The organism is Hahella sp. NS-SX17 (assembly GCF_057367735.1).
In genome coordinates, this window is the sequence record NZ_CM170632.1 from 1,679,819 (window position 1) to 1,705,960 (window position 26,142).

The 26,142-nt window shown below is 54.7% G+C and carries 26 protein-coding genes; 12 read left to right on the forward strand and 14 right to left on the reverse strand.

From position 1 onward, the window contains the following. Positions 1–18 precede the first annotated feature (18 nt). The 3 genes from AC2IBB_RS07575 (at position 19) to AC2IBB_RS07585 (ending at position 4,483) form a co-directional block, all read left to right on the forward strand. The gene (locus tag AC2IBB_RS07575; RefSeq protein ID WP_486332283.1) at positions 19–2,424 is read left to right on the forward strand and encodes an ATP-binding protein; all 2,406 of its coding nucleotides are present in this window, start codon (positions 19–21) and stop codon (positions 2,422–2,424) included. A 191-nt stretch (positions 2,425–2,615) separates the two neighbouring features. After that, positions 2,616–3,221 (forward strand): LuxR C-terminal-related transcriptional regulator, encoded by a 606-nt coding sequence (locus tag AC2IBB_RS07580; protein ID WP_486332284.1) that lies wholly within the window; start codon positions 2,616–2,618, stop codon positions 3,219–3,221. Between the two features lie 191 nt (positions 3,222–3,412). Further along, on the forward strand, positions 3,413–4,483 hold the full coding sequence (locus AC2IBB_RS07585) for an ABC transporter substrate-binding protein (RefSeq protein ID WP_486332285.1): 1,071 nt from the start codon (positions 3,413–3,415) through the stop codon (positions 4,481–4,483). 77 nt (positions 4,484–4,560) lie between these two features. Here the strand turns inward: AC2IBB_RS07585 and AC2IBB_RS07590 are convergent, their stop codons facing one another. From AC2IBB_RS07590 to AC2IBB_RS07610, 5 genes are all read right to left on the reverse strand, one after another. Beyond that, positions 4,561–6,648, reverse strand: coding sequence for an AbfB domain-containing protein (locus AC2IBB_RS07590; RefSeq protein WP_486332286.1), 2,088 nt, complete (start codon positions 6,646–6,648; stop codon positions 4,561–4,563). Between the two features lie 87 nt (positions 6,649–6,735). After that, on the reverse strand, positions 6,736–8,871 hold the full coding sequence (locus AC2IBB_RS07595) for an RCC1 domain-containing protein (protein WP_486332287.1): 2,136 nt from the start codon (positions 8,869–8,871) through the stop codon (positions 6,736–6,738). A gap of 58 nt (positions 8,872–8,929) precedes the next feature. Continuing rightward, positions 8,930–9,106, reverse strand: coding sequence for a hypothetical protein (locus tag AC2IBB_RS07600; RefSeq protein WP_486332288.1), 177 nt, complete (start codon positions 9,104–9,106; stop codon positions 8,930–8,932). Positions 9,107–9,158: 52 nt separating this feature from the next. After that, positions 9,159–9,980, reverse strand: coding sequence for a hypothetical protein (locus tag AC2IBB_RS07605; protein ID WP_486332289.1), 822 nt, complete (start codon positions 9,978–9,980; stop codon positions 9,159–9,161). Further along, entirely contained in the window at positions 9,977–11,680 is a 1,704-nt protein-coding gene (locus AC2IBB_RS07610) for a molecular chaperone HscC (RefSeq protein WP_486332290.1), read from the reverse strand. Before AC2IBB_RS07610 ends, AC2IBB_RS07605 begins: the two co-directional genes overlap by 4 nt. Before the next feature lie 412 nt (positions 11,681–12,092). On the opposite strand from AC2IBB_RS07610, the gene AC2IBB_RS07615 reads away from it, so the two are divergent. From AC2IBB_RS07615 to AC2IBB_RS07625, 3 genes are all read left to right on the forward strand, one after another. Then, positions 12,093–12,683, forward strand: coding sequence for a response regulator (locus tag AC2IBB_RS07615; protein ID WP_486332291.1), 591 nt, complete (start codon positions 12,093–12,095; stop codon positions 12,681–12,683). Between the two features lie 143 nt (positions 12,684–12,826). Continuing rightward, positions 12,827–13,687: a hypothetical protein gene (locus AC2IBB_RS07620; protein ID WP_486332292.1), complete on the forward strand. Its 861-nt coding sequence runs from the start codon at positions 12,827–12,829 to the stop codon at positions 13,685–13,687. Positions 13,688–13,758: 71 nt separating this feature from the next. Continuing rightward, positions 13,759–14,820 (forward strand): matrixin family metalloprotease, encoded by a 1,062-nt coding sequence (locus AC2IBB_RS07625; RefSeq protein WP_486332293.1) that lies wholly within the window; start codon positions 13,759–13,761, stop codon positions 14,818–14,820. Between the two features lie 121 nt (positions 14,821–14,941). Here AC2IBB_RS07625 and AC2IBB_RS07630 read toward each other — a convergent pair whose 3' ends face one another. Next, complete coding sequence (locus AC2IBB_RS07630) at positions 14,942–15,151, reverse strand: hypothetical protein (RefSeq protein WP_486332294.1); 210 nt, start codon at positions 15,149–15,151, stop codon at positions 14,942–14,944. Between the two features lie 74 nt (positions 15,152–15,225). Next, on the reverse strand, positions 15,226–15,975 hold the full coding sequence (locus AC2IBB_RS07635; protein ID WP_486332295.1) for an ArsR/SmtB family transcription factor: 750 nt from the start codon (positions 15,973–15,975) through the stop codon (positions 15,226–15,228). An 89-nt stretch (positions 15,976–16,064) separates the two neighbouring features. Between AC2IBB_RS07635 and AC2IBB_RS07640 the strand changes: the two genes are divergently transcribed. Beyond that, on the forward strand, positions 16,065–16,415 hold the full coding sequence (locus AC2IBB_RS07640; protein ID WP_486332296.1) for an NIPSNAP family protein: 351 nt from the start codon (positions 16,065–16,067) through the stop codon (positions 16,413–16,415). Next, positions 16,415–16,762 carry an antibiotic biosynthesis monooxygenase family protein gene (locus AC2IBB_RS07645; RefSeq protein WP_486332297.1) on the forward strand — a complete coding sequence of 116 codons (348 nt, stop codon included), beginning with the start codon at positions 16,415–16,417 and terminating at the stop codon, positions 16,760–16,762. Before AC2IBB_RS07640 ends, AC2IBB_RS07645 begins: the two co-directional genes overlap by 1 nt. A gap of 10 nt (positions 16,763–16,772) precedes the next feature. Here AC2IBB_RS07645 and AC2IBB_RS07650 read toward each other — a convergent pair whose 3' ends face one another. Then, positions 16,773–17,405, reverse strand: a complete 633-nt coding sequence (locus tag AC2IBB_RS07650; RefSeq protein WP_486332298.1) for a LysE family translocator — start codon at positions 17,403–17,405, stop codon at positions 16,773–16,775. 3 nt (positions 17,406–17,408) lie between these two features. Beyond that, positions 17,409–18,266, reverse strand: a complete 858-nt coding sequence (locus AC2IBB_RS07655) for a PhzF family phenazine biosynthesis protein (RefSeq protein WP_486332299.1) — start codon at positions 18,264–18,266, stop codon at positions 17,409–17,411. Between the two features lie 162 nt (positions 18,267–18,428). Between AC2IBB_RS07655 and AC2IBB_RS07660 the strand changes: the two genes are divergently transcribed. The 4 genes from AC2IBB_RS07660 (at position 18,429) to AC2IBB_RS07675 (ending at position 20,913) form a co-directional block, all read left to right on the forward strand. Further along, the gene (locus AC2IBB_RS07660) at positions 18,429–19,322 is read left to right on the forward strand and encodes a LysR substrate-binding domain-containing protein (protein WP_486332300.1); all 894 of its coding nucleotides are present in this window, start codon (positions 18,429–18,431) and stop codon (positions 19,320–19,322) included. 48 nt (positions 19,323–19,370) lie between these two features. Then, positions 19,371–19,664, forward strand: a complete 294-nt coding sequence (locus AC2IBB_RS07665) for a hypothetical protein (protein ID WP_486332301.1) — start codon at positions 19,371–19,373, stop codon at positions 19,662–19,664. A gap of 132 nt (positions 19,665–19,796) precedes the next feature. After that, complete coding sequence (locus AC2IBB_RS07670) at positions 19,797–20,096, forward strand: hypothetical protein (protein WP_486332302.1); 300 nt, start codon at positions 19,797–19,799, stop codon at positions 20,094–20,096. Between the two features lie 91 nt (positions 20,097–20,187). After that, the gene (locus AC2IBB_RS07675; protein WP_486332303.1) at positions 20,188–20,913 is read left to right on the forward strand and encodes an SOS response-associated peptidase; all 726 of its coding nucleotides are present in this window, start codon (positions 20,188–20,190) and stop codon (positions 20,911–20,913) included. 20 nt (positions 20,914–20,933) lie between these two features. Here AC2IBB_RS07675 and AC2IBB_RS07680 read toward each other — a convergent pair whose 3' ends face one another. The 5 genes from AC2IBB_RS07680 to AC2IBB_RS07700 form a co-directional block, all read right to left on the reverse strand. After that, on the reverse strand, positions 20,934–21,545 hold the full coding sequence (locus AC2IBB_RS07680; protein WP_486332304.1) for a C80 family cysteine peptidase: 612 nt from the start codon (positions 21,543–21,545) through the stop codon (positions 20,934–20,936). 117 nt (positions 21,546–21,662) lie between these two features. Further along, positions 21,663–22,670: a Rieske 2Fe-2S domain-containing protein gene (locus tag AC2IBB_RS07685; protein ID WP_486332305.1), complete on the reverse strand. Its 1,008-nt coding sequence runs from the start codon at positions 22,668–22,670 to the stop codon at positions 21,663–21,665. After that, the gene (locus AC2IBB_RS07690; RefSeq protein WP_486332306.1) at positions 22,667–23,746 is read right to left on the reverse strand and encodes a GNAT family N-acetyltransferase; all 1,080 of its coding nucleotides are present in this window, start codon (positions 23,744–23,746) and stop codon (positions 22,667–22,669) included. Before AC2IBB_RS07690 ends, AC2IBB_RS07685 begins: the two co-directional genes overlap by 4 nt. Continuing rightward, complete coding sequence (locus tag AC2IBB_RS07695) at positions 23,740–24,900, reverse strand: ATP-grasp domain-containing protein (protein WP_486332307.1); 1,161 nt, start codon at positions 24,898–24,900, stop codon at positions 23,740–23,742. The genes AC2IBB_RS07690 and AC2IBB_RS07695 overlap by 7 nt, the downstream gene beginning before the upstream one ends. Next, entirely contained in the window at positions 24,888–26,138 is a 1,251-nt protein-coding gene (locus tag AC2IBB_RS07700) for a F390 synthetase-related protein (protein ID WP_486332308.1), read from the reverse strand. Before AC2IBB_RS07700 ends, AC2IBB_RS07695 begins: the two co-directional genes overlap by 13 nt. Between the last annotated feature and the right edge of the window lie 4 nt (positions 26,139–26,142).

The window sequence follows — 26,142 nt, forward strand, 5'->3', positions numbered from 1 at the left end:
AGGCGCTGTAGGCTTGGGATGGCGTTTCCTTTGATTGCTCGGCGAAACCTGAGCGTACGCAGCAAGCTTATCCTGATCTGCCTTAGCCTGAGTGTGCTGCCGTTGTTGTTATTTGCGGCGATCCTGGCGTTTACCTTCTCGGAAAGCATGACGGCGCAGGGGTACGAGCATTTGGCGTCTGTTCAAGACGTTAAGCGTAATCAGGTGGCGGAGTTGTTTAAAGAACGCATGGCGACCGCCCAGGTGTTTGTAGGGGAAGTCTCCAGCCATGCCATGTCCGAAAATAACACGCCTGCGCTGCATTACCTGAAAGAGTTCAGTATTGGCGCGATGCATTTGACCAAGCTGGACAATGAACGCGCAGCGAGCCTTCAGTCTTTATTTTCTGGTCATACTGGCGCGCTGGCGTCATCCCGTTCTGAAAACAACCTTATTCGCCGTGCGTACTACGATAATATCCACGCCGATTTTCATACCCGGCTGCGTTCGTTCAGCGAACGTTTCGCCATTGATGACATGTATTTGATTGAGCGGCGCGGCCGGGTGGCCTACTCGGTGAATAAAGGCGTCTATTTTGGTGAAGATCTTAAATCGGGGAGATACTCATCCGGCGCTGACGCCGGTTTGGCGAGCATGTTCGAGAAAGTAACCGCTGACAGCGAAAGCCTCGCCACGGACAGCGTATTTACCGGCTTTTATCCCTATCCAGGCCGTGATCACTTGGTGAACTATGTCGCCAAGCCCTTGTTTGAATTCGGCGAGCTGGCTGGCGTTGTAGTGATGCAGTACAGCAATGAAAGTGTGTGCCGGTTGCTTGGCGGGTTTTCGCATCTGGCTGGCCTCAGCGAAACCTATCTGGTTGCGCCGGATCATCGGCTGCACTCCGCCTTGACGCGGATAAGCGGGCGCCCGGACGGCATCGATAACCCGGCCATTGAGTCAGCCTTGGCGGGACTGAGCGCGCGACAAGCGTATGCGTCTTATGATGGCGCCCAGGTGCTTGCGGTTTCCACGCCGGTGGATGTTTATGGCGAAACCTGGGCGCTGGTGACGGAGATACCCAGCCAACCCATCTTTAATGAGATGTACGCCACGCTGGGCGTTGGGCTGGCTATCGTGATTGGCGTGATCTTTATCATCGGCGCCGTCGCCTGGCACTATTCCGGCGTCATCACGCAGCCGATCAAACAACTGACATTGCTGGGCGATGAGCTGCTGGAGCAACAAGGCGCGAGGCGAGACCCCGTCGAGCATCAGGATGAAATCCGTCGCATAGAGCGCTACTTTTATGCGATGCGGGAAGCGATGCTGTCGGAGGAGGCGTCCAATCAGGCGAAGTCCCGCTTTCTGGCCGCAGCCAGTCACGACTTGCGTCAGCCTCTGCACGCCATGGGACTGTTTATCTCGGCGCTGGAGCCTTATGTCGAGGACGCCACCGGCGCCAAACACATGCGAAGACTCAAGTCGTCCCACGACTCCCTGACCAAGCTGTTTAACGCCCTGATGGACATGGCCCGACTGGAGGCCTGCGCGGTGACGGTGAATAAAGAGACGTTTTGCGTAGACTCTCTGCTCACCACACTGGAGGGCGAGTACCGCGCTCAGGCGAAAGCCCAGGGCGTCCGGCTGCGCGTCGCACATTGCGGCGCCTATATCCATACGGATTCCCTGTTGCTGGAGCGCATGCTGCGCAACCTGCTCACCAATGCCTTGCGATATGCCGAGGGCGGCAAGGTGCTGATGGGGTGTCGACGCAGGGGCGGCAGGCTGCTCATTCAGGTGTGCGACAACGGCGTGGGCATGACGCGAGAGCAACAGCAGGAGGTTTTCAAAGCATTTGTGCAATTGGATAGGCGCAGCAATGGGTTGGGGCTGGGCTTATCCATTGTGGAGAAAACCGCGAAATTACTGGAGCTCCCGTTGAGTCTGCAATCGGAATCAGGCAAAGGCTCTATCTTCACTCTTGAAGCGCCGCGGGTCGCCAGACCGGAAATGACGCTTGTTGAAGCGCAGACCGAAGTGGCGAGCGTTCCTGGGCGACAATTGGTCATAGTGTTGGATGATGATCAGGAGATACTACAGGCGATGGAAGCGTTGCTGACAGGGTGGGGCTGTGACGTTGTGCTGGCGCGGAGCCTGGCGGAATTAGACGATAAACTGGACAGGCTCTCCAGCGCGCCGAGTCTGCTGCTGGCGGATGTGGAGTTGGCGAATGGCGAGAGCGGCCTGGCCGCGATTGAGCTGATGTCGCAGCGGCTGCAAACGCCGTTTACGCCCGCATTGATCACAGGAGACACCTCCGTGGCGCGCATGCAGGAAGCAGCAAAGATGGGATTGCTAATGCTCTACAAACCCGTCGCGCCAGCCCAGTTGCGATCCTTGTTGATGCATGCGCAAAACCAGCGGCAATCAGAAAGCGTATAAACACCATTACGGGTTGATCGGTTTAATAAGAAACGCCGTAGACGCTTTACTGATTTCCTCGGCGCAGGCGGGATATCCTACATTTGCAGGATAGGAATCGAGCGGGGTCTAGACTAGGCTGCGCGCATTGTGCCTGGCGGGGAGCGTGCGCCGGGTAACTACCTGCTAAGGGACTATTGAGAACACACCTGATGATGGCTTCAAAAATACTCATCGCCGAAGATCATGACTTGTATCGAGACGGCTTGCGGCATTTGGTCATGGAAATATTTCCGGACGCCACGATCGTGGAGGCGTCTGACTTCTATACGGCGAGCGAGCAACTCATATTGCACCCGGATCTGTCCCTGTTGATTCTGGATATTCAACTGCCCGGCACGCAACGTCTGGATGGCGTGAAGCAGTTGCGCGGCGCATATCCGCTGTTGCCGATAGTGGTTGTTTCCGCCTTGGAAATGGGGCCTAACGTGCAGAACGTGATGGCGCTGGGGGTGAATGGATTTATCGCCAAATCCGCCAAAAAACATGAAATGCAGGAAGGCTTATTGGCGATACTGCGCGGAGAGCTGGTGACAGTAACGCAGTGTCAGGATCAACTGCCATCGTTTTCGCCCCGTCATCTTGAAACTCTGGAGTACCTGACTCAGGGCCTGTCGAATAAGGAAATCGCCAGGAACCTCGGCATTTCCGATATTACCGTTCGGCAGTATGTCTCCGACATTATTGATCACCTTGGCGTGGAGAACCGCACGCAGGCGGTGATGACGGCGAAAAAGCGGGGCATCATTATTGATTGAGAACCGCTTGGCCTTTTCACTTTCCTCTTTTTGACAACCTGTTTTCCGGCGCCTTACCCTTTCTTACCCGTATTTTTTGCTGTTGCGTCAGCATTTAACTGTCTGATTTGTATTGCAGAAAGCGGCGGATGTTGTTTCTGGAGCCTCTCTGGAAGCGTTAAGTTTCGACGGTTGATACACGTGGTTATGCAATGGATTTCGCCAACCGATGTCGCCATTTCCGGCGACTGCTTTCCCTCTCTGTTATACTCGCGCCGCTGTCATTCGCGCAAGGCGCCGACCTTCCTGTTGAAGTTACAAGCCAGACCGGTTCTGCGACCAAGCCTCTGATTTTATATAGCGTGCTGTCCGAATACCCAAACGTGGTGAGTTATGCGTTCACCCGGCAAACGGGAATACCAGTGGAAATCATTGAGATGCGCGGCAGCGGCGCGGCGATGGCCAGACTGCAATATGAGCAGCATGCCGGTAATGGCGATATCTGGTTCGGCGGCAGTCTGGGGTCGCATATCCAGGCTGGCGCGGAAGGGTATCTGGTCCCCTATGTCTCGCCGGAAACGACGAAACTGGAGCCTTTGTTGGGCGGCCCCTTTATGGAGGGAACGGTGAATGGATTGTATGGCGGCATTCTGGGAATTGTCGTGAGCAAACCCTTCCTGCAGGAGAGGGGCGCGCCGATTCCTAAAACATGGAAGGACCTTGCAGACCCTGTGTATCGTGACATGATCGGGATGAAAAGCCCTCTGGTTTCAGGCACGGCGTTCACCACTTTGATCAGCATGGTCGCGCTGATGGGAGAAGACGCCGCCTTCGATTACTTCAAAGCATTGCATCAGAACGTGGAGTTTTACGGCAAAGGACAGACCTATCGCGTTTCGACCGGGCAGATCGGCATCGTCATTACTTTTTACCATGAGGTCGTGAAGTCCATTGAGGACGGCGATGTGGCGTTTATTGTTCCTCCTGAAGGCGTGGGATATGAAATTGGCGGACTGAGCATCATCAAACACGACGGCCAGGATTTGCAGAAGGCGCAGGCGTTTATCGACTTTGCGCTTTCCTGGGAGGGGCAGTCGTTAATAAAAAGCGCGGGCAGCGATCGCATACCTACCTACAGCACGTTGTATGGCGAGCAAAGCCAACAGATTAAATTGCAGGATGTAAAACTGCTGCCACTGGATTTCGAGTGGGCGGGGAGAAACCGGCAGCGCCTGTTGGATCGCTGGACGCAGGAAGTTGCGTCACAGGAGAAGCAAAGGTAGTTCAAAAAAGCGCCGATTAGCTCCACTGCAAGGCTGGCTCAGGGAGCTAATGGCGAACCAGGAGTTATGAAAACGTCTTAGTTATTGAAATTACCGCCCCATTCAAAAATCTTTTCAATGGGATTCTTCGCCGTAAAGTTTCCGCTATCTGTAAGCAGCCCGTGATTCTGGCCGCTGTATCTGATGGCTCTACGGCTGCTTTCGTTTTCGCTCGGCTTATATTTCGTAGTGAATATCTGCATTAAGCTATCCTGATGGCTGGGGTCATTGGAGCCGAATATGGCTTCTGGAACCATTTGTAGCCAATGAATTTGAGCCTGCTCTGGCGTCATTGAGCGAGTCTGAAAATAAGGGTTGCTGATCGGGCTGCCCATATCCCAGGACGGGTAAGGATGATAGGAGTGCCTTGAGTTATTGGGCAATGTTTCGGCGAATGGAATAATGAGGGAGCCGAACTGTGTAATATCCCAAAATGTGCTGGCCCCATCCAGGAAGCTGTGGTTGCCCGCCTGGGCATAGGCCTCATGGGTTCCCAGCGCGAGATAAACGCCAACGTGACGCTGCCTGCTTTGAGTCGCCGCGGCGAAGCTCACTTCTTTCAATGATGGCGAGTTTGCGTTCAGGTTGGCCTCGTAAAAGGTCAGCCGGCCGTCATTCGCCGCGAAACGCTCGCCGCCTGCGTGAGCCGAGAAGTAGTATTCAGCTGGAAGGTATTGTCCGCCCTGATTCGTTAACTTGATGGAAATATGCCCCCAGTCAGCAAAGTGATTACCCGCCAGCGCGCTGCCTGGGTTGGTGGCGGAGGTATCGTTATATCCCGCGAACAGGAAATATCTGATCCAGATCTCGCCACTGTGAGTTTCCAAGTAGGTCACATAGGTGGGGGCGGCCTGGGGCGCCATGGAAGAGACATTGACGTCGCCTCTATCCCCCATTCGGTCCACGAAAATACTGGGGGTAATTTTGTTTTCATTGGGCCTGACAGAGTTCTCCGAGCCACTTTTGTCGTGATGGCGTTTGTCCTTCCAGGCGCGCAAATCGTAGTAATTGCCTTCAGCGCGACCGTATTTCACGTCTGCGGATAAATATTGCTGAAAAGCCTTCGGATAGTAATCCTCGGAGCCATGCAATATCCAGATCGGCAGGTTATCGCGGATCAGAGCCTGACGTTGCGCCAGGGGTAGTTGCGATACTCTGGCGATGGGCAGGTATTGCGCAAGATAGCTGGCCTGGTCGCCGCTGAGCTCCTGATTCTGTTGGTCAGTGGTGAGCAGCTCAATTCTGGCTTTGTCGCCATAGCCAACGTTGTTCAGCAGGGACAGGTAGGTTTCACCACGTGCGATGAGGTCTTCGTCACTGCGCCGCTGCAGGCTGACGACATCATCGGCGCTGCGTTTGTATAGCTCTGTCACCAGGGTGTTGCGTATGTCATCGTTGGACATATCGTCCAGATACGAGTAAGAGCGCCATCCTGCCTGCAAGAGAAACCCGGACAAGCGGGAGGAGCAAGGCTGATAGTTGATCGATTGCGTCGCGCCACTTGGCGTCGCGCAGGAGTATGAAGAGGCGTCGGTGGTGGTCGTCAAGGCGGCGCCTGCGCCGAATTGGGCCTGACAAGCCTGGTGAAGGGCGTCATTGCCGGACGCGTTATTGAACTGGCTGGTCACGCCGTTCCAACAGGCTTGCGACTCCCGGTTTTCTTTTAACCGAAGGAGTGAGCTGCGGCTATAGTCGCTGGAGATCCATACTTCGTTATTACGATTTACCATCAGCTTGCTGTCGGGATAATTAAACGCGCTGAGGGTTTGGTCGGAATCAAAGCAAAATGTGGCGTCTGCTCGGAATAGTCGTGAGTTATCGCTCTGCGAGATACGCAATCTTGATCCGGTGTGACGGATGAAATGATTCGGGTAGTTTTTTGACTCAAATGAGTAGCAACTGCTTTCCGCCAGGCCAGCCTTCAACACAAACGTGGCGTCCTGAATATCCAGCTCACTGGCGCCAGCCGGCAATGGGGTTCGCCACAGCCAATAACCACTGTGCCTGAGAACGCTCTGGCTGGTGATATCCACCAGTTTTACTTCATCGCCTAATTCCGCCGCCATTGATCCCGACGTGATGGTGACGCTGGCGATAAGCAGGCTAATGTTCCGTATTAGTTGCAACTTCTTGTTCTCCATTGTGGATTGTTTTGAGAAGATCAGCCGCATCTATTACTGATCTTCTTTTTTGAGTGAGAAGGTGTTTATGCGCTAAAGCGGAACGTCAGTCTCTCCATCAGCATTTCTGCCCCAGCATTGGACTGTGTTTTCAGACGTTACGCCACAGGTGTGTCGCATGCCTGCATGAATTTCCGCGAACTTCTGGTTTGGCGGCGTTGCCTGGCCGTCTTCATTTAAGCCCCAGCAATTGATGGCGCCGTCGGCGCGAAGTGCGCATGCGTGTCCCCAACCCATGGTGACGTCGACGAAGTTTCCGGCTGGGGCGTTAGTCTGGCCGTAATTGTTCTGCCCCCAGCATTTGACTATCCCTTCAAAGCTTACTGCGCAGTTCTGAGAGTAGTTTGTACTGAGCTTGGAGAACCTACCGGCAGGTGGCGTTGCGGAACCGCTTGAATTGCTTCCCCAGCACTGAATAGAGTCATCTAACATAATGGCGCAACTATGATAAGAGCCCAGTTTTAGCTGCTTCACTTTAGTTTTCTGCGGCGGCAGGTAACTTAGTCTTCCCCAGCAAACAGTCTCGTTATCGTTATTAATGCCGCAAGTCGCGTAGTCGCCGCCTATAATTTGTTTATAAGCGTCCTGAGTGGGCTGAGTTTGGCCGTTACCGTTATAACCCCAGCATTGCACTTCGTTATTTAACTTAATTCCGCAAGAGTGAAAGTTACCGACGGTCACCTGCTTGAAGCGCTCTGAAGGCGCATCCGCTCCGCCGAATGAGTTGCTTCCCCAGCACACAACAGAGTTGTCATCTTTTAACTGGCAACTGTGGTAGTGCTTGGCGGCCACTTTTTCAGGCGCTTCATTTTTAAGTAAACCTATAAGTGAAAGGCCTTTAAAAATGAGTTCTTTCACCTGATTTTTGTAACATTTTTGAGTGCAACCAGGGTTAGTTGTGTTGGTGATGATGCTGACCTTATCCATGGTGGCCTGGGATACCTGAAATGAATCTCCAGCATTGATTTCCAGTACTCCGAATGAGTCGCCGTCAAGACCACAGCCCAGCCTGAAGCCGTACCTCTGGTTATAGTTTTGATTTAACTCGCTCAGGGATTCATTGATGTAGGCGTCATATTCACTCGTGTTCCCTGTCCAACATACATTGACCGGTTTGCGAGACGTTCGAGGAAGGTTGGTCTCACCCGGGCCAAGCAGAAAACCCGTTAAGTCGCCCGCGTTAATTCTCCCTTTTCCTTTGGTGGCTTCCCAAAAGTTATGGAGTCTTTCAACTGCGCTATCACCCAGTTGATCGGCGAATATGCCGTCATCCCCGGGATGAGTGAACCAGCTTACCTGAGTGCTGACTTCTTCCCATTCTGATTGAGTCAGTGGGCTGGTGGTGGCGACGATATGAATGGACCTGAACGATGTATTGGCGCTTGATCCTGTAAATCCATTGACGTTGCTGAACGCTAACTCTTCAATGTCCTCGACAGAGTAAACGTGCTTGTCGGCCTTGAAGGTGATGGTGTCGGCGCCAACAGAGACATCACGGGGATTTTTGTAGACATTGAGAGGCGCGATGGCGGTTTTTTCCGATATGCCCATCATGTACAGCTCAAGTTCAGAGTAAGGAATGGCGTTAGTTCCCCACTGGGTGTTTATGCTGGAGCCGGCATAGCGATATACGCCTGATGAGAATGTGAGTTTGTCCGGGTCGAAACCGCCAACTGCGCCATTAGCGTCTGAGAGACCCCAGTGCCTGCCTACGGATTTGCCTTGCAGATCGTTGGCTTCAACTATGTGGTTAGACCAAGTATGTCCGATTTCATGGAGGCTGGCGCCATAAGCGATGTTGCTGCGATTAGGGTAAAAAATGGTTGCGAGTTGAGAGTTCGAATCGCCAAGCCGATGGTAGTTGGTCTGATTGGCCCCATCACTTACATTTCGATCCAGGTTTCTGATTACATTGATAAAGTGAAAACGGTCTTGAAAGCACTCGTAGACTTTATTGTTGATATCTGAAAGCACCGCGCCTCTCGCGTCTTTGGAAGCCAGAGCGCTAAACTCGGAGGCGCTGATTTGAAGGGAAACCACATTATCTGGAAGATTGTGATCCCTGGAGAACTGAAAGTCGCTGGCGCAATGGGTCAAGCCGAATACATCGGGGCTGATAAGCGCCGGAAGCGAGAGGGTCAATGCCTTGATCAAAGTTTTATTATTCATGATATATGCCCTATTTCCATATTGAATAATTTCCTGTCGGATGTCCTATCCCCTTCGCTTATTTCACGTACGCCAATCGCTGCGTGAAGGCGAAGGTGAAACTATTCTCGTTGACATCCGCCGGCGTGATAATCCTACAGTTGTAGGATGCATTGACGCTGGGATGTATGCCGGGTTTTCCGGGCGCGAAAGGCGTCGTGTTCAACGCTTGTCGGTGAGTGTCTCTGAGGCGCATACACGCGCCGTCGGCGTTGCTTGCGGACGGCTGCGCGCATAGGAGTGGTGGTTTACTTGGTGAACATGCCGAAAATAGAAGTGAAGCAGCCGATAACGATCAGCCAGCCGAGAACCTGCATCCAAATCGGACGGGGCGGCTTTTCAACGTTGGACTCCCTGTCCAGCGCCAGGCCTTTGAAACCGTGTATTTCGTACATCACCATGTTGATCTCCTGAGGCTCGAAGTGTTGAGAGAGCTCAAGCTCCGAGTCAGTCCAGTGGAAGACATGATTTAAATACTGAATCACATCGCTGGTGATCGGCTTTTTGGAAATAGCGTTCCAGTCGCCGACATCCAGTTTCGAGACGACGAAGGAAAACATGTGGTAGCGCACGATGTTGCGGACTTCGAAATCTTCGATTGCGTCCACGCTCAAGGCTTCCCGCCATTGCGCGGTGTCTTTGCGCGCCTGGGGGTTATCGAAAACCGCCTCCACGCGCTCCATGATAAACTGGGCTTCTCTGTATGGATCAAATTCCGGTTCGACCTCCTGTGGAGGCGATGAGGGCGGTGATTCCACTGAAGCTGTATGCGTTTTGTCCGGCTTGACGACGTCCTGGGTCGGCTCCGTCGTCTGAGGCTCCACTGAAGTCTGGCGATGGACGTCGGCGCTGTATTCGTCGGCGTATCCAGCTGCCATCTCACGAGTCTCTACCATGCCCGCTGCGCTGCTTTCCGCGTAGTACAGCGCATCATCATAGGCTTCGCGCAGTTGCTGAAATCTATCAGGCTCCTGCGAAACGTCTATCTGTTTGAGCAGCTTTGCGTAGGCGCGCTTGATGCTTTTCTTGTCCTGTGTGGCCTCTATGCCCAGAACCGCCCAGCAGATCATAGCGGGTTAACCTCTTCTTCGATGCGACTGAGGATGTTTTCCAGTTGCTCGCGCGCCTCTTCCGCATGTTTTTGATCTTGGGTGTCCAGCGCGCGTTCAAATTGTCTGACCAGGTCCGCGACGGTGTGGCGCAAGTCGCCGAGAGACTCTTCGTACAAGCGCTCCGCGCGCGCCAGCAGGGCGATATTCTGCGCCTGATCCCGCGGATGGACTTTCAACGCGGCTAATTTTTCCAGGCTGGCTTCTATTTCTTTTTCTGACATTTGTCCGGGGGAGTTTTCAATGACCGCTCGATAGTCTTCCCCTGTAGACAGCACCTTCACCAGGACTTCCAGAATGCCGTTTACGTCGTAAGTGAATCTGACTTGCACCGCCTCTTCGCCCGCTTTTTTAGGCGGAACTTTCACCATCAGGTTACCCAGTAGAATGTTGTTCTTAACGAGACGGCTTTCGCCCTGGTAAATCTCAACCTCCAGTTGGGTCTGCTTATCTTGCAGCGTATGCACGACTTCCATGCGACTGATGGGCACGACGGAGTTGCGCTCGATGATGGGCAGGAAGTGGCCGTTTTCATATTGACCGCGCTCCACCGCCATTGAGATGCCGATGCCAAGGGTGTAGGGCGCAACATCCGTCAGCACGACATCGTCCAAAGCCTGATGTTTGCTCTTCAGGGCGGCTTGAACGGCGGCGCCATGGCAGACCACTTCATCAGGGTTCAGATGACTGAGGGGGAAGCGACGTAATATGCGCGACACCAGACTGCGGATCACCGGCATGCGGGTGGCTCCGCCCACCAGAATCACCTCGTTGATGTCGGAAGGCGTCAACTTGGAATCGCGCAGGGCGCGCTCGATAGGCTTTCTCAATCGATGCAGCAAGGGCGCCGCCAGGTCCTCGAATTGAGCGCGCGTAATCCGGTAATTCAGTTCTTTGCCGTTGATCTGAATGACGGCGTCGGCGGCTTCCTCGCGGGTCAGCCGGTGTTTGATGCGGTCCATGGCGGATTCAATCCGGTTCACTTCCTGGCCGCTCAGTTTCTTAATGTTGAGGCTGTGCGTCTTGCAGAAATCGTTAACCAGCATTTCCGAGAAGTCATCGCCGCCCAGATAGTTGTCTCCGGCGGAGGCGTGTACTTCCATGACGCCGTCGAAAAACTCCAGGACGGATACATCAAACGTGCCGCCGCCAAGGTCAATGATCAGGTAATGACAGTCTTCCGCGCGGTCATGCAGACCGTAAGCGACGGCGGCCGCTGTCGGCTCATTGATCAGACGCTCTACTTTCAGGCCGGCCAGTTCAGCCGCGCGCTTGGTGGCGGAGCGCTGATTGTCGTTGAAGTAGGCGGGAACGCTGATGACGGCTTCAGTGACCGGGGCGTTCAAATAGGCTTCCGCGTCTTCTTTAAGTTGTTTCAACACCAGCGCGGAAAGTTCTTCCGGGCGGAAGCTCTGTTTGCCCAGCGTGTAGGTGGCGTTGGTTCCCATTCTGCGTTTGAAAGAGGCGACGCTCAAATCCGGGTGAGTGACCAGACGGTCTTTCGCGGGCTGACCGACGATGACGGCGCCGTCGGCGTCGAGGCTGACTGCTGAAGGCGTCAGATTTGAGCCCAGGCGGTTGGGGATGATTTCCACGCCTTGCTCGCCCCAATGAGCGATAAGACTGTTAGTGGTGCCAAGATCTATTCCGATTAGACTCATGCTGCTCTGAAAACCTCTCTTCGCGCGCAAGAATGAAAAGACAGCTATTTTACGGATCATTCTCTGAACAGGAAGCAGTAAATGACGTTATGTCGCACAAAACCGGCAAGTCGGCAGTAGCTTCGGCATGAGGCTGTGGCTAAACCAACGTTTACCCATAACGCGGGATGTCCATGCAGGGGCGCGCAGTCGTAGACTGGAAATGAGGGGAAGCCTGTAAGCGATTTCGAATTTTATACGAAACGGAGAGGCGGCTCCGCAGATATATCGTTGTGTAACCGATATACCGGTATGTAACCAAGATACAGTTGTGCGGCGCTCTCCGGATGCGACAGGGAGGCCCGGCGTTAACAGGGACAGGTTGATCGCTTTTTTTCCGCTGAGTCCATTGCTTTTGGCAGGAGCGGCTGGGATGACGCTGAGTGTGCGAATCAATCGAATATTGTTGGCCGAGGAGAGTCCGACTTTACGCGCCAGGCTGCGGCATACTCTGGCGCAAATGGCGCCTCATGCGGACATACACACCTCCGCATCGGTAGAGCAAACCCGCCGGGAAATACTGGAGTGGCGCCCGGTACTGGCGGTGATTGATTTCGTTCTTGAAGGGGGTAACATTATCCCGCTGCTTGGCGATGCGGAGCTGATTCCCGCCGCGCCTTTTATCCTTGGCATCGCCCCTGACGCCTCCCGCGCCGATACCGTGCAGGCGATGCGTTGCGGTTTTTCCTACGTCATCGACAAACCCTTTGATTTAGGTACGTTTGAGCTGGCGGTGCTGCAAACAGTGACTGCTCCCGCCTCCTTGGCTTCCAGTATCAATCGCATTGTCAGTCCTTTGTTATACAGCGACTACAACGAACTGGACTTGAAAAAACTCACCGCGGAAATCGAGACGCTGATTTTTGAAATGGCGACAGCCATCACTGGCTCCAAGAAAGGGCTTGGGCGCCTGCTGGGCATCTCCCGCCAACTGGTGCAATACCACTTCAAAAAGCTTGGTTGAGTAGCCATTGCGTCTGTCGGAAAAGCTCAGGGGCGCCAAAATTTTTGCACTTTTCAAGGTTTATACGGGAGTTATTATCACCTTTGAGGGTGTCCACCCTCTGTAAAACACTCCCACCTCATTTCTTAAAAAGGAGATTGGAAATGAAGAAATTACTCCTAAATTCAGGTGCGGGTCTGTTGCTCCTTCCATGGCTGGCGGTGTTGATGCTGGCGGCCAGCGCCCAGGCGACGACGTTAATCTACAAAGACTTTAATTCGTTGGTCGCTGAGGCGCAGGGCATTGTGGTTGGAACCGTGAAGGAAGTGGTATCGCAACGGGCTGAGGACCGGCAGTTGTACACCTATGTCCGCCTGGCGGACGTTGAGACTCTGGCAGGGGTCTATCACGACAATGAACTCACCCTGATGATGAGCGGCGGGTATGACGGCCGCCATGGTCTGCATGTCGAAGGCAGCCCTGAATTCAGCGCCGGTGAGCGTGTGGTGCTGTTTGTCGAAGGCAATGGTCAGCGTATGGTGCCTCTGGTTGGATGGGGGCAGGGTGTTTTCCGTCTGCAAAACAATGAGCGTGGCGCGGCTATTGTCACTGATGATGTGGGTAATGAGGTTTATGGCGTCGGTGAGAAAGGTGAGGTTCTGAAAGCGAACCGCCACGCGCAGCGCGCGGAAATCGCCGGGTCAGCTCATTTGACCACTTCCAGCAGCGCTCCGGCTAAAGCCAGCGTTGGTCATTCTGACGGCGGTGAGGCCATGCTGGCGCCCCAGGAGATAAAAGGCGCGCCCATGAGCGCAGACCGTTTTCTTGGCATGTTGCGGCAGCAAGCGCAATCGCGCGCATTCGCTCAGGAGCTGCGTTCTGTAAAAGTAGGGCAGGCGCTTGAACGTAAAGGCCGCGATGCAGGTTCCGGCGCGTCCGCCGGCAGCATGAACGATGAATCCGCCGTCTCCGCATTGCCCCGCAGAACCCATCAAGGGGCAAGCTCGTCCATGGACCGGGACTGATAATGCGTTAACGCGCTAACCAGTCACGAGCGGCTATTCGAAGACAGGTACGTTTAGAAGGAGGACTTTCTATGTATCGTCAAGCTATTCACAAACTTCTATCGGGGCTGAGCGACGCCCGGCTGATCCTGCTGGCGACGCTATGTTTTGCGACCCCTTTCGCAGGAGCCTACACCTACCGCACTTGCGACGGTAATGCGATCAAGTGGAACGCCAACCAAACCACGATGTATATCAGCACCACTTCATTCCCAGCCGGCAGTACTTGGGATTCGCGGCTGCAGAACGCCATGTGGCATTGGAATAACGTCAAAGGCTCCCGCTTTCTGTACTACGTCAATCGCGATACGGATGGCAGTCATAACGATAATAACGGGCGTAATGAAGTCTATCTGGATAACAGTCTGGGAGGCGGCACTTTGGCGGTGACCCTGACCCGTTACCACTGCTACTGGCTGTTCGGTTATCAGTACGGTATTGACGAGACTGATATCGGTTTCAACAGCAATATCAGTTGGAACCTGGGCAGCCTGAATTATTCTAATCTGGGATCGCCCTTCAGCTTTGAAAGCGTTGCTCTGCACGAGCTTGGACATGCTCTGGGTCTACTGCATGAAGACCGCTGGATGGCCACTATGAACTCCTATTACCCGAACAGCGGCCCGCTGGGCCACTACAAGGAATGGGACCCCCTGGCGGATGATCGTCTGGGTTCCAGAGTGATATACCCTGACAGCACCACGGAAACCGATATCGCCGGCTCGGCATTTAAACGCACTGGTACAGGCACATCGGGGCTGGTGTCCAGTCCGACATACGCCTATCGCGGCTCGAACGTCACTATCCAGTTCACGTTCAGCAACCAAAGCACGGCGACCAAGACGTTTGATATTAACTTCTATCTCTCCACCAATGATTACATCAGTACGGGAGACATCTATCTGGGCTCCAACTACGGCGCCTGGGGGTCTCAAGGCTTCACCGGCACATTCAGCCGCACCTTGTATATCCCCACCACGGTGGCGCCGGGAACCTACTGGCTCGGATTTATTGTCGACCCCAACAATGCGATATCCGAAGCGGTTGAAAGCAATAACTATATGGAGATGCCCAGAAGCATCACGATCTACTGACTATGAAAAACACCGCGTATCCCTGGCTCCTGGGACGGACCTTGCAAGGTCCGTCTCCAGCGACTTTTCTATCATTCATGATCATGTATGTAAGAATTACAATTCAGTCGTAGTGGGAACATCAGGACTCGGCGGCATTCGCCGTGGACTTTTTCTTCTTGGATTTCTCTTTATCCTCTTCTTCATGCTGAGGCGGTCCAGAGTGATCCACCGGCGTGAAAGAGGGCGGATCGCTGGCGGGGAAAGACTGATCGGAGACTTCGTCTACGATGTCGTTTTCAGCGTTATCTGGTGTTTTATCCGGGTCTTTTTCCTTGGTTGGCTTGCTCATGGCGTTTCTCCCTATGGCTTGTATGAATGTGATTATCACTTAAGCTGCTACAAGCTTTGTGCCAGGATGAACACTTAGGCAGGTTGATTTGTCAGCGCGTAGCGCTTGCGTAAGGCTTGCAGGCCGCCGGGGGTAAACCGGATGGCCCGTGAATCCAGATCTTTACGGGCCCAGCCCCGATTAAGAATATCCTGTAGAACCCATTGCCCAAGTGAGCCCGCCAGGTGATGTCGACGTTCGCTCCAGTCCAAACAGTTTTTACATACTGGTCTACGCAGTTTCTCTAGGCCGCTGACATCCGCGCCTAATGCGTTAAACAGATTGCGACCGCTTGGCGTCAGGAGCAGTTGCTGATCCTGTTCGATCAATACGCCACTGCTTTTGAGGCCGTCGAGCAGGCTGACGCCGATCTCCCCCGCCAAGTGGTCGTAACAGACGCGGGCATACCGCAGCGCGGGATCTTTCGGTCCGGTAAGAGTGCGACTATGGTCCACGGCAGCGGAAACATTCAGCAGCGTTTCCAGGAGCTCGGCGATCTCGTGGCTGCGTAACTGGAAGTATTTATGACGCCCTTGCTTCTGCGCGATCACCAAATGGGCGTCCGTCAGCTTTTTCAGATGACTGCTGGCGGTGGCGGCGGTGATGTCCGCTTCAGCCGCCAGTTCCGTCGCCGTCAGGGCTTTACCTCCCAGCAAGGCGATAAGCATGTTGGCGCGGGCGGCGTCGCCAATAAGGGCCGATATTTTTGTTATGTCTGGAACCTGGGCTAAGTCCGGCGCCGGGGTTTTATTCGGGGCTTGGTTGAGGTGCGGTTCGTTCGACATGATGAGGACCACTGACATTTAGATGAACGTCGAAGCATGGTTTTCTGGTGCGGTTAGACTGCCGGAAATCCTAAAGAGAGACAACGACCATGAATCTGATCTGCTTTATTGAATACAACATCGATCCGTTCCAGTTGGACGCATTCCGAACCTATGCGCAAAACTGGGGGCGCATCATCCCAGAGTGCGGCGGGGAGCTGATCGGCTATTTCCTTCCCCACGAAGGGACCAACTACGTCGCCTACGGACTGATTGGTTTTGAGAGTCTGGCCGCCTACGAAGCCTACCGGACCCGCCTGAAAAGCGATTCTGTGGGGCGGGAAAACTTCCAGTTCGCTCAGCGACATAAGTTTATCCTGCAGGAGCGTCGGACGTTTCTCACAGCGGCGCCGGATACCTTGTTGAAGTTGAGCGCTCAGGCGCTGGGGAAGGTGGGCTGATGTTTGCGGTTATTTTCGAGCTGGAGCCCAGGCTGGATCGAAAAGCCCAGTATTTGCGCCTTGCCGCGGATCTTAAACCACTCCTGGAGACCATCGACGGATTTATTTCCATTGAGCGTTTTCAAAGCCTGAGCCAACCGGAAAAACTATTGTCCCTGTCTTTCTGGCGGGATGAAGAGGCGGTGAAAGCCTGGCGCAATCAGGTGGAGCACCGTATGGCGCAGCAGTGTGGTCGTGCGGATGTGTTCTCGGATTATCGACTGCGGGTCGCTGCGGTGGTCAGAGACTACGGCATGATGGACCGGGGGCAGGCGCCGGAGGACAGCCGAGCTGTCCACCCGGGTTGATAGAGACGGCTTACCGGTGAGACGCCATCAGGCCTACGCCCATCGCCATGAGCGCGCCGCCCAGCGCGCGGCCGATATGGCGTCCGCCTGCCCGCAATTTCTCTAACACACGCTGGTGCGTAATACCGATCGCTAACGCTGAGAACCAGAGACCGTGCGCCAGGCTGATGATCAGTCCATAAAGCAATTGCACCGCCAGTGACGTGTCCGGGTTCACTACCTGAGTGAAGATGCTCAGGTAGAAAAGGGTGGTTTTGGGGTTAGTGGCGTTGGTGATGAAGCCTTGCCGGAAATACGCCCAATCTGATTTTGCGCTGTCTGGATGGGCATTTTGCTGAGGTATCTCCAGACGACTTTTCCAGGTCTTCCAGCCGATATAAATCAGATAAAGCCCGCCCATCCACTTCACTGCCGTAAATACCCAGACTGAACTCGCCATTAGCACTACCAGTCCTGCGAGGGTGTAAGCGGTATGCACCCAGGTGGCGCTGGCGACGCCGAGCGCCGCCAACAGGCCGGCGCGACGGGAGTAGAACAGGCTGTTGCGGGTGATCATGGCGAAATCCGCGCCGGGGCTGATCGCCATAAACACCGCAATCATGCAAACCTGCGCCAGTTCGGCGGAGAGCAGTGCATCCAACATAACTCAGCTCTCCATGATTTTAGCGACGCCGCCGATCCACAGGCGGTGCGGCAAGCCGCCAGTGACTTCCAGTTCCGCCTCTATCAGGCTGGGGGAGCGAGGCGTCATCAAGCGGCCCTGTTCAATGAGGTAATGCTCGCTTTTCTGGCCCAGAACTTCATACAGATAAACTGAGGCGCAGCCGGCGCCCATGCCGGTGGCGGACTCTTCCTCGATGCCGAAGTAGGGGGCGAACATGCGGGCGCTGATAGTGCGTCCGCTCACTTCCGTCTCCGGGCTGATGACATAGAAACCGATAAGTCCTAGCGCTTCGCTTAAGGCGGAGATGCTCTCCATATTCGGCGTCAGATTACGCAGATCAGACATGGTCGGCAGGGCGATCACCAGAAACGAGACGCCGACATTGACCACATGGGGCGTCGCCAGCGCGTTTAACTGCTCCATCTGCAGTCCCAGGGCGTGGGCGGCGGCTTCCTGTTGCTCCGCTGTAATCGGCGTCACATGGCGACGAATTTGCTCCAGATAGGCTTTGTCGCCTTCCACCCGGATATTGCGCAGACCATCGACAGTTTCTTTACTGTGTCTGCCCTGAGCGACCTTACCCTGCTGCGCGAGCACGGAAAAGGCGGCGACCGTGGCGTGTCCGCAGTGAGCGATACGCTTGGTGGGGGTGAAGAAATCCAGCTTCACTGTGGCGATTTCCGAGTTCGATAAAAACGCGGTCTCAGGGTAACCGGCGGCGCTGGCGATGCTTTGCATGTCCGCTTCAGCCAGCCCGCCTGCTTCAAGCACCACTCCGGCAGGGTTGCCGCCGATGCCGTTATCGACGAAGGAACTTATTAATTTGACTGATTGATTCATAGGTTCGCCTCCGCTATAGACGTTATGATCAATAAAACGTTTGCGCTTTATTGACAGGTTTTGAGAGGATTATGAGACGAACTGTCTGCCGTATCGAACGATATACTTGTTAGTGCAACTTATAAATGATGAGTGGCGCTTTGATCGAATCTGAGACTCTTGATGATGGATAAACAACTTCTTGCCGACCTGCTGTATCTGGAGGCGATTGCGGAGCAGCAAAGCTTCACCGCCGCCGCCTCCGCCATGGGCGTCAGCCAGAGCGCCATCAGCCAGAGCATCAAGCGTATGGAGACTCAGCTAGGCTTTCCTCTGTTGGAGAGAACCACACGACGCATGCGATTTACCCCTCAGGGAGAGCGTTTGCTGTTGGGCGTTCGTAAGGCGCTTGGCGAGATCAAAGGCGCCCTGGACCAGATTCATAGCGAACGGGAAAAGGGCGTGCTGCGAGTGGAAACCTTCTCCACCTTCGGGATGTACTGGCTGTTGCCCAGGCTGCCGGAATTTCACAAATTGCACCCTGGTATTCGCGTGTATTTGAATACGGAAGAGAGCATTCGTCCCGCAGGATCAAGCGATGCGGACGTCATGCTGCGATTCGCCTCCGCGCCGCCAAGCGGTTTTTTCAGTCAGGCGCTGGGAACAGAGCGAATCTTCCCGGTTTGCAGCCCTCTGCTGCTTCAGCAGTATCCTGATATCAGCGCTGCTGAAATGTTGCGTCAGGCCACCTTATTGGCTACGGCCAATGACGGCTCGGATAACTGCATGAAAAGTTGGGCGCAATGGTCGCGACGTACAGGCATCGACGTCGGCGAAGATATAATCTATTTCAGTCGCACGGAACTGGTGCTGCAAGCCGCCCAGGCGGGCCAGGGCATAGCGCTCGGCCGCACCTACATCGTCGCCGACGCCATCGCCAACGGTAGCCTCATCGCCCTGGACGCAGACCCGATTCCCGCTCCCTTCACCTACTACTTCGCCACCCCTTATGAACGGGCGGACTGGCCGAAAGTGAAGAAATTTCGGGAGTGGTTGATGGGGTTGTTGGTGGCCTAAATAACGTTAAACCAAAATCAGCGATTTCGTTACAAATAGAGGATGTGAATGCTCAAAAAGCTATTCGAATCAGATGTTCCCCTGTTCATAATCATCCTATTGCTTGGCGTACATACTCTCCCCTTGGCATGGGCATGCAGGGTCGCCTGGGGGGCGGAGGACGCAAATTATATACTTGCCGTCGCAGGTTCTAAATTCCTGGCGGGGGTCGTTATTCTTCCTGCGTGCCTTGTGCTGGTCGGGTTGTTTCTCAAGTGGCTCGACCGGGAATTTAAACTCGGCAATATGTATTTTCTGGGGGTGTTTATGACGGCGGCGGCTAAATTGAATGGGACCTTGTAATAGAGATAGAAGGGGCGGTGAATGAAGGTCCTCCCGTGTCCGCAATGTGGCGCGAACATCGAAGTAAAGTGGTGGAAAGTCATGTCATTCCACTGTCCAGCTTGTCGTGCGCACCTTCGAATAGAAGACAAGGTGGTTGATCCTCATCAGTACAACAAACGCAAGATGGCGTTGCTGATATATTTCGTGACTATTCCCTGGATCAATCTGGCTGCTGAGAAATATATAAGTAAGGCCTACTTACTCATCATCTCTTTCGGAATTATTTTGTTTGTATTTTGGAGGATGGGGCCGGATAAAAGCGTCTCAGGGAAGGAGATAAAGTATGTCAAAAACACTGAGACGTCTGTAAAGCCTTGGGTTTTTGCCGTAGCTGTATTAGGTTTTATCGTCTTTATATTTTCCATGCTGTTATTGCCCTGGCTTAAATAACCTTGGTTATAGGTAGCTCAAGCATTTATTTTGCTCCCTTTGTGTTGAGGAGAGCGATTGTCGGATAGTCCCAACAAGGAGTTCTTACTCAATGTGCGGCAGATTCAACGCCACCACGTCCGCTGAAATTGTTGCGGCGATGGAAAGTTTTGGTTTTGACGCCACCGGCCTGCGCAAACGCTGGTTTGGCGATATGTTTAATATTGCGCCGACGGAAGCGGTGATGGTGGCGATTCAGGAAGGCGGCAAGCGCTATTTGCGGGAGATGCGCTGGTGGTTGACGCCCAATTGGGCGTCGGAAATTTCCAATAAGTTCAGCATGTTCAATGCCCGGGCGGAAACGCTGGAGAAAAGTCGCGCGTTCAGCGGGCCGTTTAAATACCGTCGCGGCGTTATGCCTGCGTCGGGATTTATCGAGTGGCGCACCGAGAAGGGCGTTAAGCAGCCCTACTATCTCAAGCCCCCCTCTGGGAACTGTTATTTCGCCGCACTTTGGGATGTCTGGCTGAAGGAAGAGCACTATCTGGAGACCTGCGCCATTATCACTACCGAAGCCAGCGACTCCATCCGCTGGCTCCATGACAGAATGCCGGCGCTGTTATCGCCGGATCAGTTCGACGCCTGGGTTGATCCTGCGACGCCGTTGAGTGAAGTTCGCGCCATGCTGGTTCCGCGCGATTTGAGCGATTGGGAAGTCATACCTATTAATCCTTCAATCGGCGCCGCAACCAACAAAAGCAGCGATGCTATTCAGCCGATCAATACTACCGTCAGAGACGACAAGCTGAATCAGTTTGAGCAGGCTGAACTGTTCTGATGAGAATAACCAGAAACGACTCAACAAATTTCCATCATATCCGCCGGCTCCCTCAGGTTGGTAATCACCTGTTTTCCGCCGTCCCATGAAAACAGGTATTTGGTGTTATCGCCTTGATGCTGGTAACGCTCTCCAAATCCGCCGTAGTTAAAGCGGGTTTCCTTCTGCCCCTGTGCGTTGACGATCATGGTCGCCGGACGGGCGGTGACATTTGCTATGACCCCGTGTTCCTGCTTCAGAAAGTTATGAAACGACGCCGCGAAGCTGTTGACGGGATCGAAGTTGGGCTGGGTGGCGTTGCCGGCGGCGTAACACACGGTCAGACTGATTTTCTTGATTTGCTTCAGCCCCGGCGCGGCTTTATTGGCGATGAACGTCGCCAGCGCTTTGCCGTATTTCCCAGCGCAGGTCACACCGTTCAAGTCGCCGTGTCCGACGATCTGAATACGTGAATTCTCCGTCAGTGCGCCCAGGTTTGCGCTATTGATGACGACATGGGTTTTGGTCGCCACGTCATATTCCACCAGTTCCGATTTGTCAGGGTGTTTTCGATAGAGATTGTTCCCGAAAGATCGCAGGTTATCCTTGGGCTCAGTTAACAACACAATAATCAGCTGCTTATCGTAGTTCATCCTTTTTATCTCCCTTGTTTGACGCCCGTCTTTTTGCGCAATTACCGCGAAATTCAGGCTAATTCTCCACGCGGAAATTAGATAGTTAAGGTTATTCAATGATCACGGTTGTTTGGATCAGGGAGTCGTCTGGAAGTTCAACTCTTTTATTGCGGAGGGGCTGGGAGACTGGCCATGCAGCAGCGCCCACAAAGGTCGCGCCGCCACATCCGTGTGGGAAAAGAGATAGCGCTCGCCATAGGTCTGTTGCGCGAGTTGCTGTTGCTCCAGGATCTGTTTGTCCTGGACATAAAGCGTGTGAACGAAGGGCTTGAACAGCGCAAAACGCAGTGCGGCGGGCGCCCACGAACGGGGAGCGTATAGCCTGACGAAAATACCGGTAACGTCAGTGCTGTGGGGGACAAAGTAGAGGGCGGAGCGAAACAGCAGGCGCCCGTTTTTGAGATAGTCCAGTTCCACCAGACCGGGAAGTTTGAAGCGTGCGATGTTCTGATCCACCCCCGGATCGAACAGCCGGTTGATCCAGCCATTCTGCTTTTGCGTCAGCGCATAATGGGTTTCAAAGCCATCAACGCAGACTGTCTGTTCGATTCGCATTTGCTGAGGCCCCTGACTGCGCAGCAAGCCTTGATGGATATAAGGGGTATGGCAGGGGTCGAGAAAATTCTCAATGGTGTGAAACAGGCTGCAGTGGATGCGGCGATAAGCCTGGGTCCAGACATAGCCGGGCAGCTCGGAAAAGCCGGCCAGAGATTGGGCTGACGCAGGTTTCAAGCTGCACCATATCAATCCGTCCCGCTCCTGCAGAGCATAGCTTTGCAAGGTTGCGCGCGCGCCGCATTCCGATGATCCGGGAGTGTGGCGCAGGCGTCCCGTTGCGTCGAATTCCCAACCGTGATAACGACAGGCCAGGCGATTGTTGCAGATATTTCCTTGCGACAACGGGATCAAACGATGGGGGCAACGGTCCTGAAATGCGCAGGCTTTGCCTTCCAGTCGCGCCAGGACCAACGCTTCTCCCAGTAAACTCGTCGCTATCGGCTTGTTGCGCAACTTCACCGCAGGCAGCAAAGGGAACCAGCCGTCAGTGACGCCGGAATAAGGAAAACCCTCAGGCGCGCTCATAACTCGAACTTCTCCAGAATGGGGCGATAGAGTTTCTCCGTCAGCAGAGACAAGCCGCGCCAAACTGCGCGCTGATAAGGCCCAAGATGAGCGACGTAAACATAACTGTATTCGATCGCCGCTTCAGCCCCTCGCAGCTTTTTGAAGTCCGGCGCGCCGGAGCTGAGATTGAGTTCCAGATTGTTGTCCATGGCGTAGCGGATCACGAACGCCATGATGCGCCGGTATAGCGCCATTTTTGCGGGCAAGCGGGTGTCATAACCGACTACGGGCGCAGTCAGGGTTTGGTCGACGCCGAACAGGCCCGCCACGCCCAACAGCTCATCCTGATGAAACAGGCCGAACAGTTTCAGCAAACCACTGCGACTGAAGGCGCTGAGATAGTCGGCGCTAAAGCGCACATTATGGAGGCTGTACTTCTCCAGATAGAGCTGGTTGTAAAGCTGCTCCGCCCGCGCCATCTGCGTTTCGTCATCCGGGTCCAACTCTTTGAACGACCAGCCGGGCTGGCGCAGCAGACGATCATCCGCGCGGGTGTTGTTGCGGTTCCACCAGTGTTCGCGGTCAAGAAATAAATACACCTGACGACTAATAATCGGCAACCAGTCGTCCTGGCGCGCCTGTGCGATGATGTCGGGGTGCTGTCGCGCATTCAGCGAGCGCAACATCAGCGCATGTTTGGGAAAGCGACGCAGAGCTTGCTCGCGAAGTGCGCGTAGGTTCAGCTCGCGCCAGTTGGCGCTGTAAAAATTAGTGGAGAGACATTGATTGTTGAGCACCTGCAATCGATCCACACGCGCCAGCCTGAACGGCCACTCCAGCAAATGCGTGAGGCCGAAGCAGACATAACGTAACAGCGCCGACTCCACTTTCGGCAACTCATCGCGGGCGTAATAGATAATCTGCGTCAGCGGCGAAACCACGTAACAGTTTTGCGGGTGGTAGTCATTGACGCTGGCGGGCGCCACCACACCGTTTTGTTCGTAGGCGACAATATCCGTAGTGAGATTGCGGATCAGTCCGGGTTGCTGCATCAGCTCGACGAAGCGGCGATGCAGCTCATTGGCCTCTAGCATGAGGCGTCCTGCGCAGGGTCTGCGTCGACATTGGCGTCAGGGCCGTCCCACTCAATATCGAAAGTGCTGGCGTCAGTCAACGGGCGACGGAAACGGGCGGAGCGATAAAACATCTCCGTCAGCGCCAGCCATTGCGCACGTTGCAGTAAGGGCGTCTGCTCATCGGCGAGAGCGTCCTGGGCGCGGCGGTAGTCATGCAGCAAACGACCGAACTTGCCTTGCAGTAGCGACGGCGCGCCAAAAAACAGAGGCAGCGTGGCGCCGATTCGAAAAGGCTGCGTCGGAGCGGGTGTGTGTTCCATGCCCCCCTGTTCATCAATGCGCAGGGTCTGCCGCAACAAATGCAGTCCACTGGTGGCGCGCGGGTTGCACTCCAGTACGAACAACTGGCCAGCCTCCTCAATGAAATCAAACGCGGCCTGTCCGTGATACCCCGTGCTTTGCCCAAACTGGCGGGCGAACTCTTCCAGACGCGGGTCCGTATAGGGCTCAAAGTAACTGGCGGCGGCCTGATTAAAGCAGTATTCCGGTAGATAGGCCTGATGCGCGATCAGCTTGCCCTGATCGAAAAGCGCGTAGTTGCAGATCGCCTGGCCAACAATTTTGCGCTGCTGCACCCAAGGGCGGGCGGCGCTGATCTGCGAGGGCGTAAGCGCCGCCTGATGCGGATTGCGAATTACCTGGCGGCCGAAACGGGAGTACACGGGTTTCAGGATCGTGTCGGGATTGTTCTCTATCTCATCGGGGCTGCAACGCAGATGGGTTTCCGGCGCTTGTACTTCCCCAAGTCCGTGCATGATCGACAGACTGTCCAGCTTGCTGTGTAGGCGAAAAAGCAGTTCTGTTTCCGGCATAAACCAATGAGCGTCAGCCTGCACATGGGGACGCGCCTGGGCCAGATAAAAAATTTCTTCGCAGGTAGGGATCAGCAGATCGACTTTATGTTCCCGCAGCAGACGCTCCAGCTCGCGTGCGTAAGCGCTCAGATCGCCTTTGGGCGGCGGCAGACGCAGGTAGCCCTGCACCCCTTGCAGGTAACGCCCCAAGGGCCAGCGCAGGTTATCCGCGAGCCAGACCTGATGACCGGATTTAATCGCGATGCGGGCCCAATCCAGCGCGACAGGCGCGCGGGCGCCAGTGATCAGGACGACCATAAATTGATTACTCTGCGTTGTTTCTGTGAGGGCGTCCATTGTGGACGCGGACTGTGTTCAAAACTGAGCGCTTCGATTACGCCCAACTTTGTCAGTGCGGCGCGTATGGCCTGCTCTATATCAACGTGGCGGCGGTCGCTTTCAATGCGTAACCGCGTGGCCTCAATCTGGCTGATGCGGTAGTCCAAAGGCTCTGGGCTGGCCAAGGCGGCGGCGCGATACAATAAGTCAGGTAAAACCGTCACCGTGGAAGACGCCCCCGGCAGTTGCAGTACATCGCCGGTACGGCCGCCGATGCTGCGTAGGGCGCGAAACACGCCGGGCTCATCGCTGGCCTCGATCACGTCGTCCAGCCGGTAACGAATAATCGGCTGGGTGCGGCGGCGGAAGTCGGTGACGGTGGGGGAAAAGTGCGTCTTCTCCGGATTCAGCCAATGCGGCTCGATATGGACAAAATCTTCGTTCCACCGCAAGACGCCATCCTGTTGTGTGCAGGCGAGGAAACCTTCCGTACATTGGTAAATCTCTTTGATCGGACAGGCGAACCGTTTTTGCAGCAGTGCTCTGTCGGAAGGCGTGAGCACTTCCGCGCCGGAAATGATTAATTGCGGTTGCAGCCTTTCACCATACTGCGCACATAGCTGCAACGCTTGGGCGCTGCCAACCAGCAGGGTGGGTTGAAAGGCTTCTAGCGCCGCCAGCCATTGTTCCTGCGGCTGCGTCAGGTCGGCATAGTGAAACTGAATGCGCCCTCGATTGACGGTCTGATACAGCGGACTGTCCGCCCGTAACAACAGTGCGATGCGATGACGTCCCAACAGGCTCGGCAGGAGTTTGGCGAAGATGACGCCAGCCCATTCCAGACGTTCCGCGCGGGAGGCCAGAAACAGTCCGCGTCGGCCGGACGTGCCGGAGGAAAGTCCTACGGTGACGTCGCCCAATTGCGATCGGCTGAAGTCCCGACTTTGCTCCGCTTCAAGGGCGATGTCGAACAGATGGTCCCGCTGCAAGCCGCGTGTATTCAACTGACCGAAGTTGTCCATCATCAACGCTTTGGACATGATGGGAAAATCCTGCAGCGGCTTGCCTAAATACCCCTGATAGAATGGCGCATGGCGACATACCCAGTCCAGATGGCGACGCAGTCGCCGCGTTTGCCAGGACTCCAGCTGCTCTCGAGACTGAAAGCGTCGATAGCGACTGGCGATAAAGTGGCGGAGTATGATGAGCTTTTCCATCAAT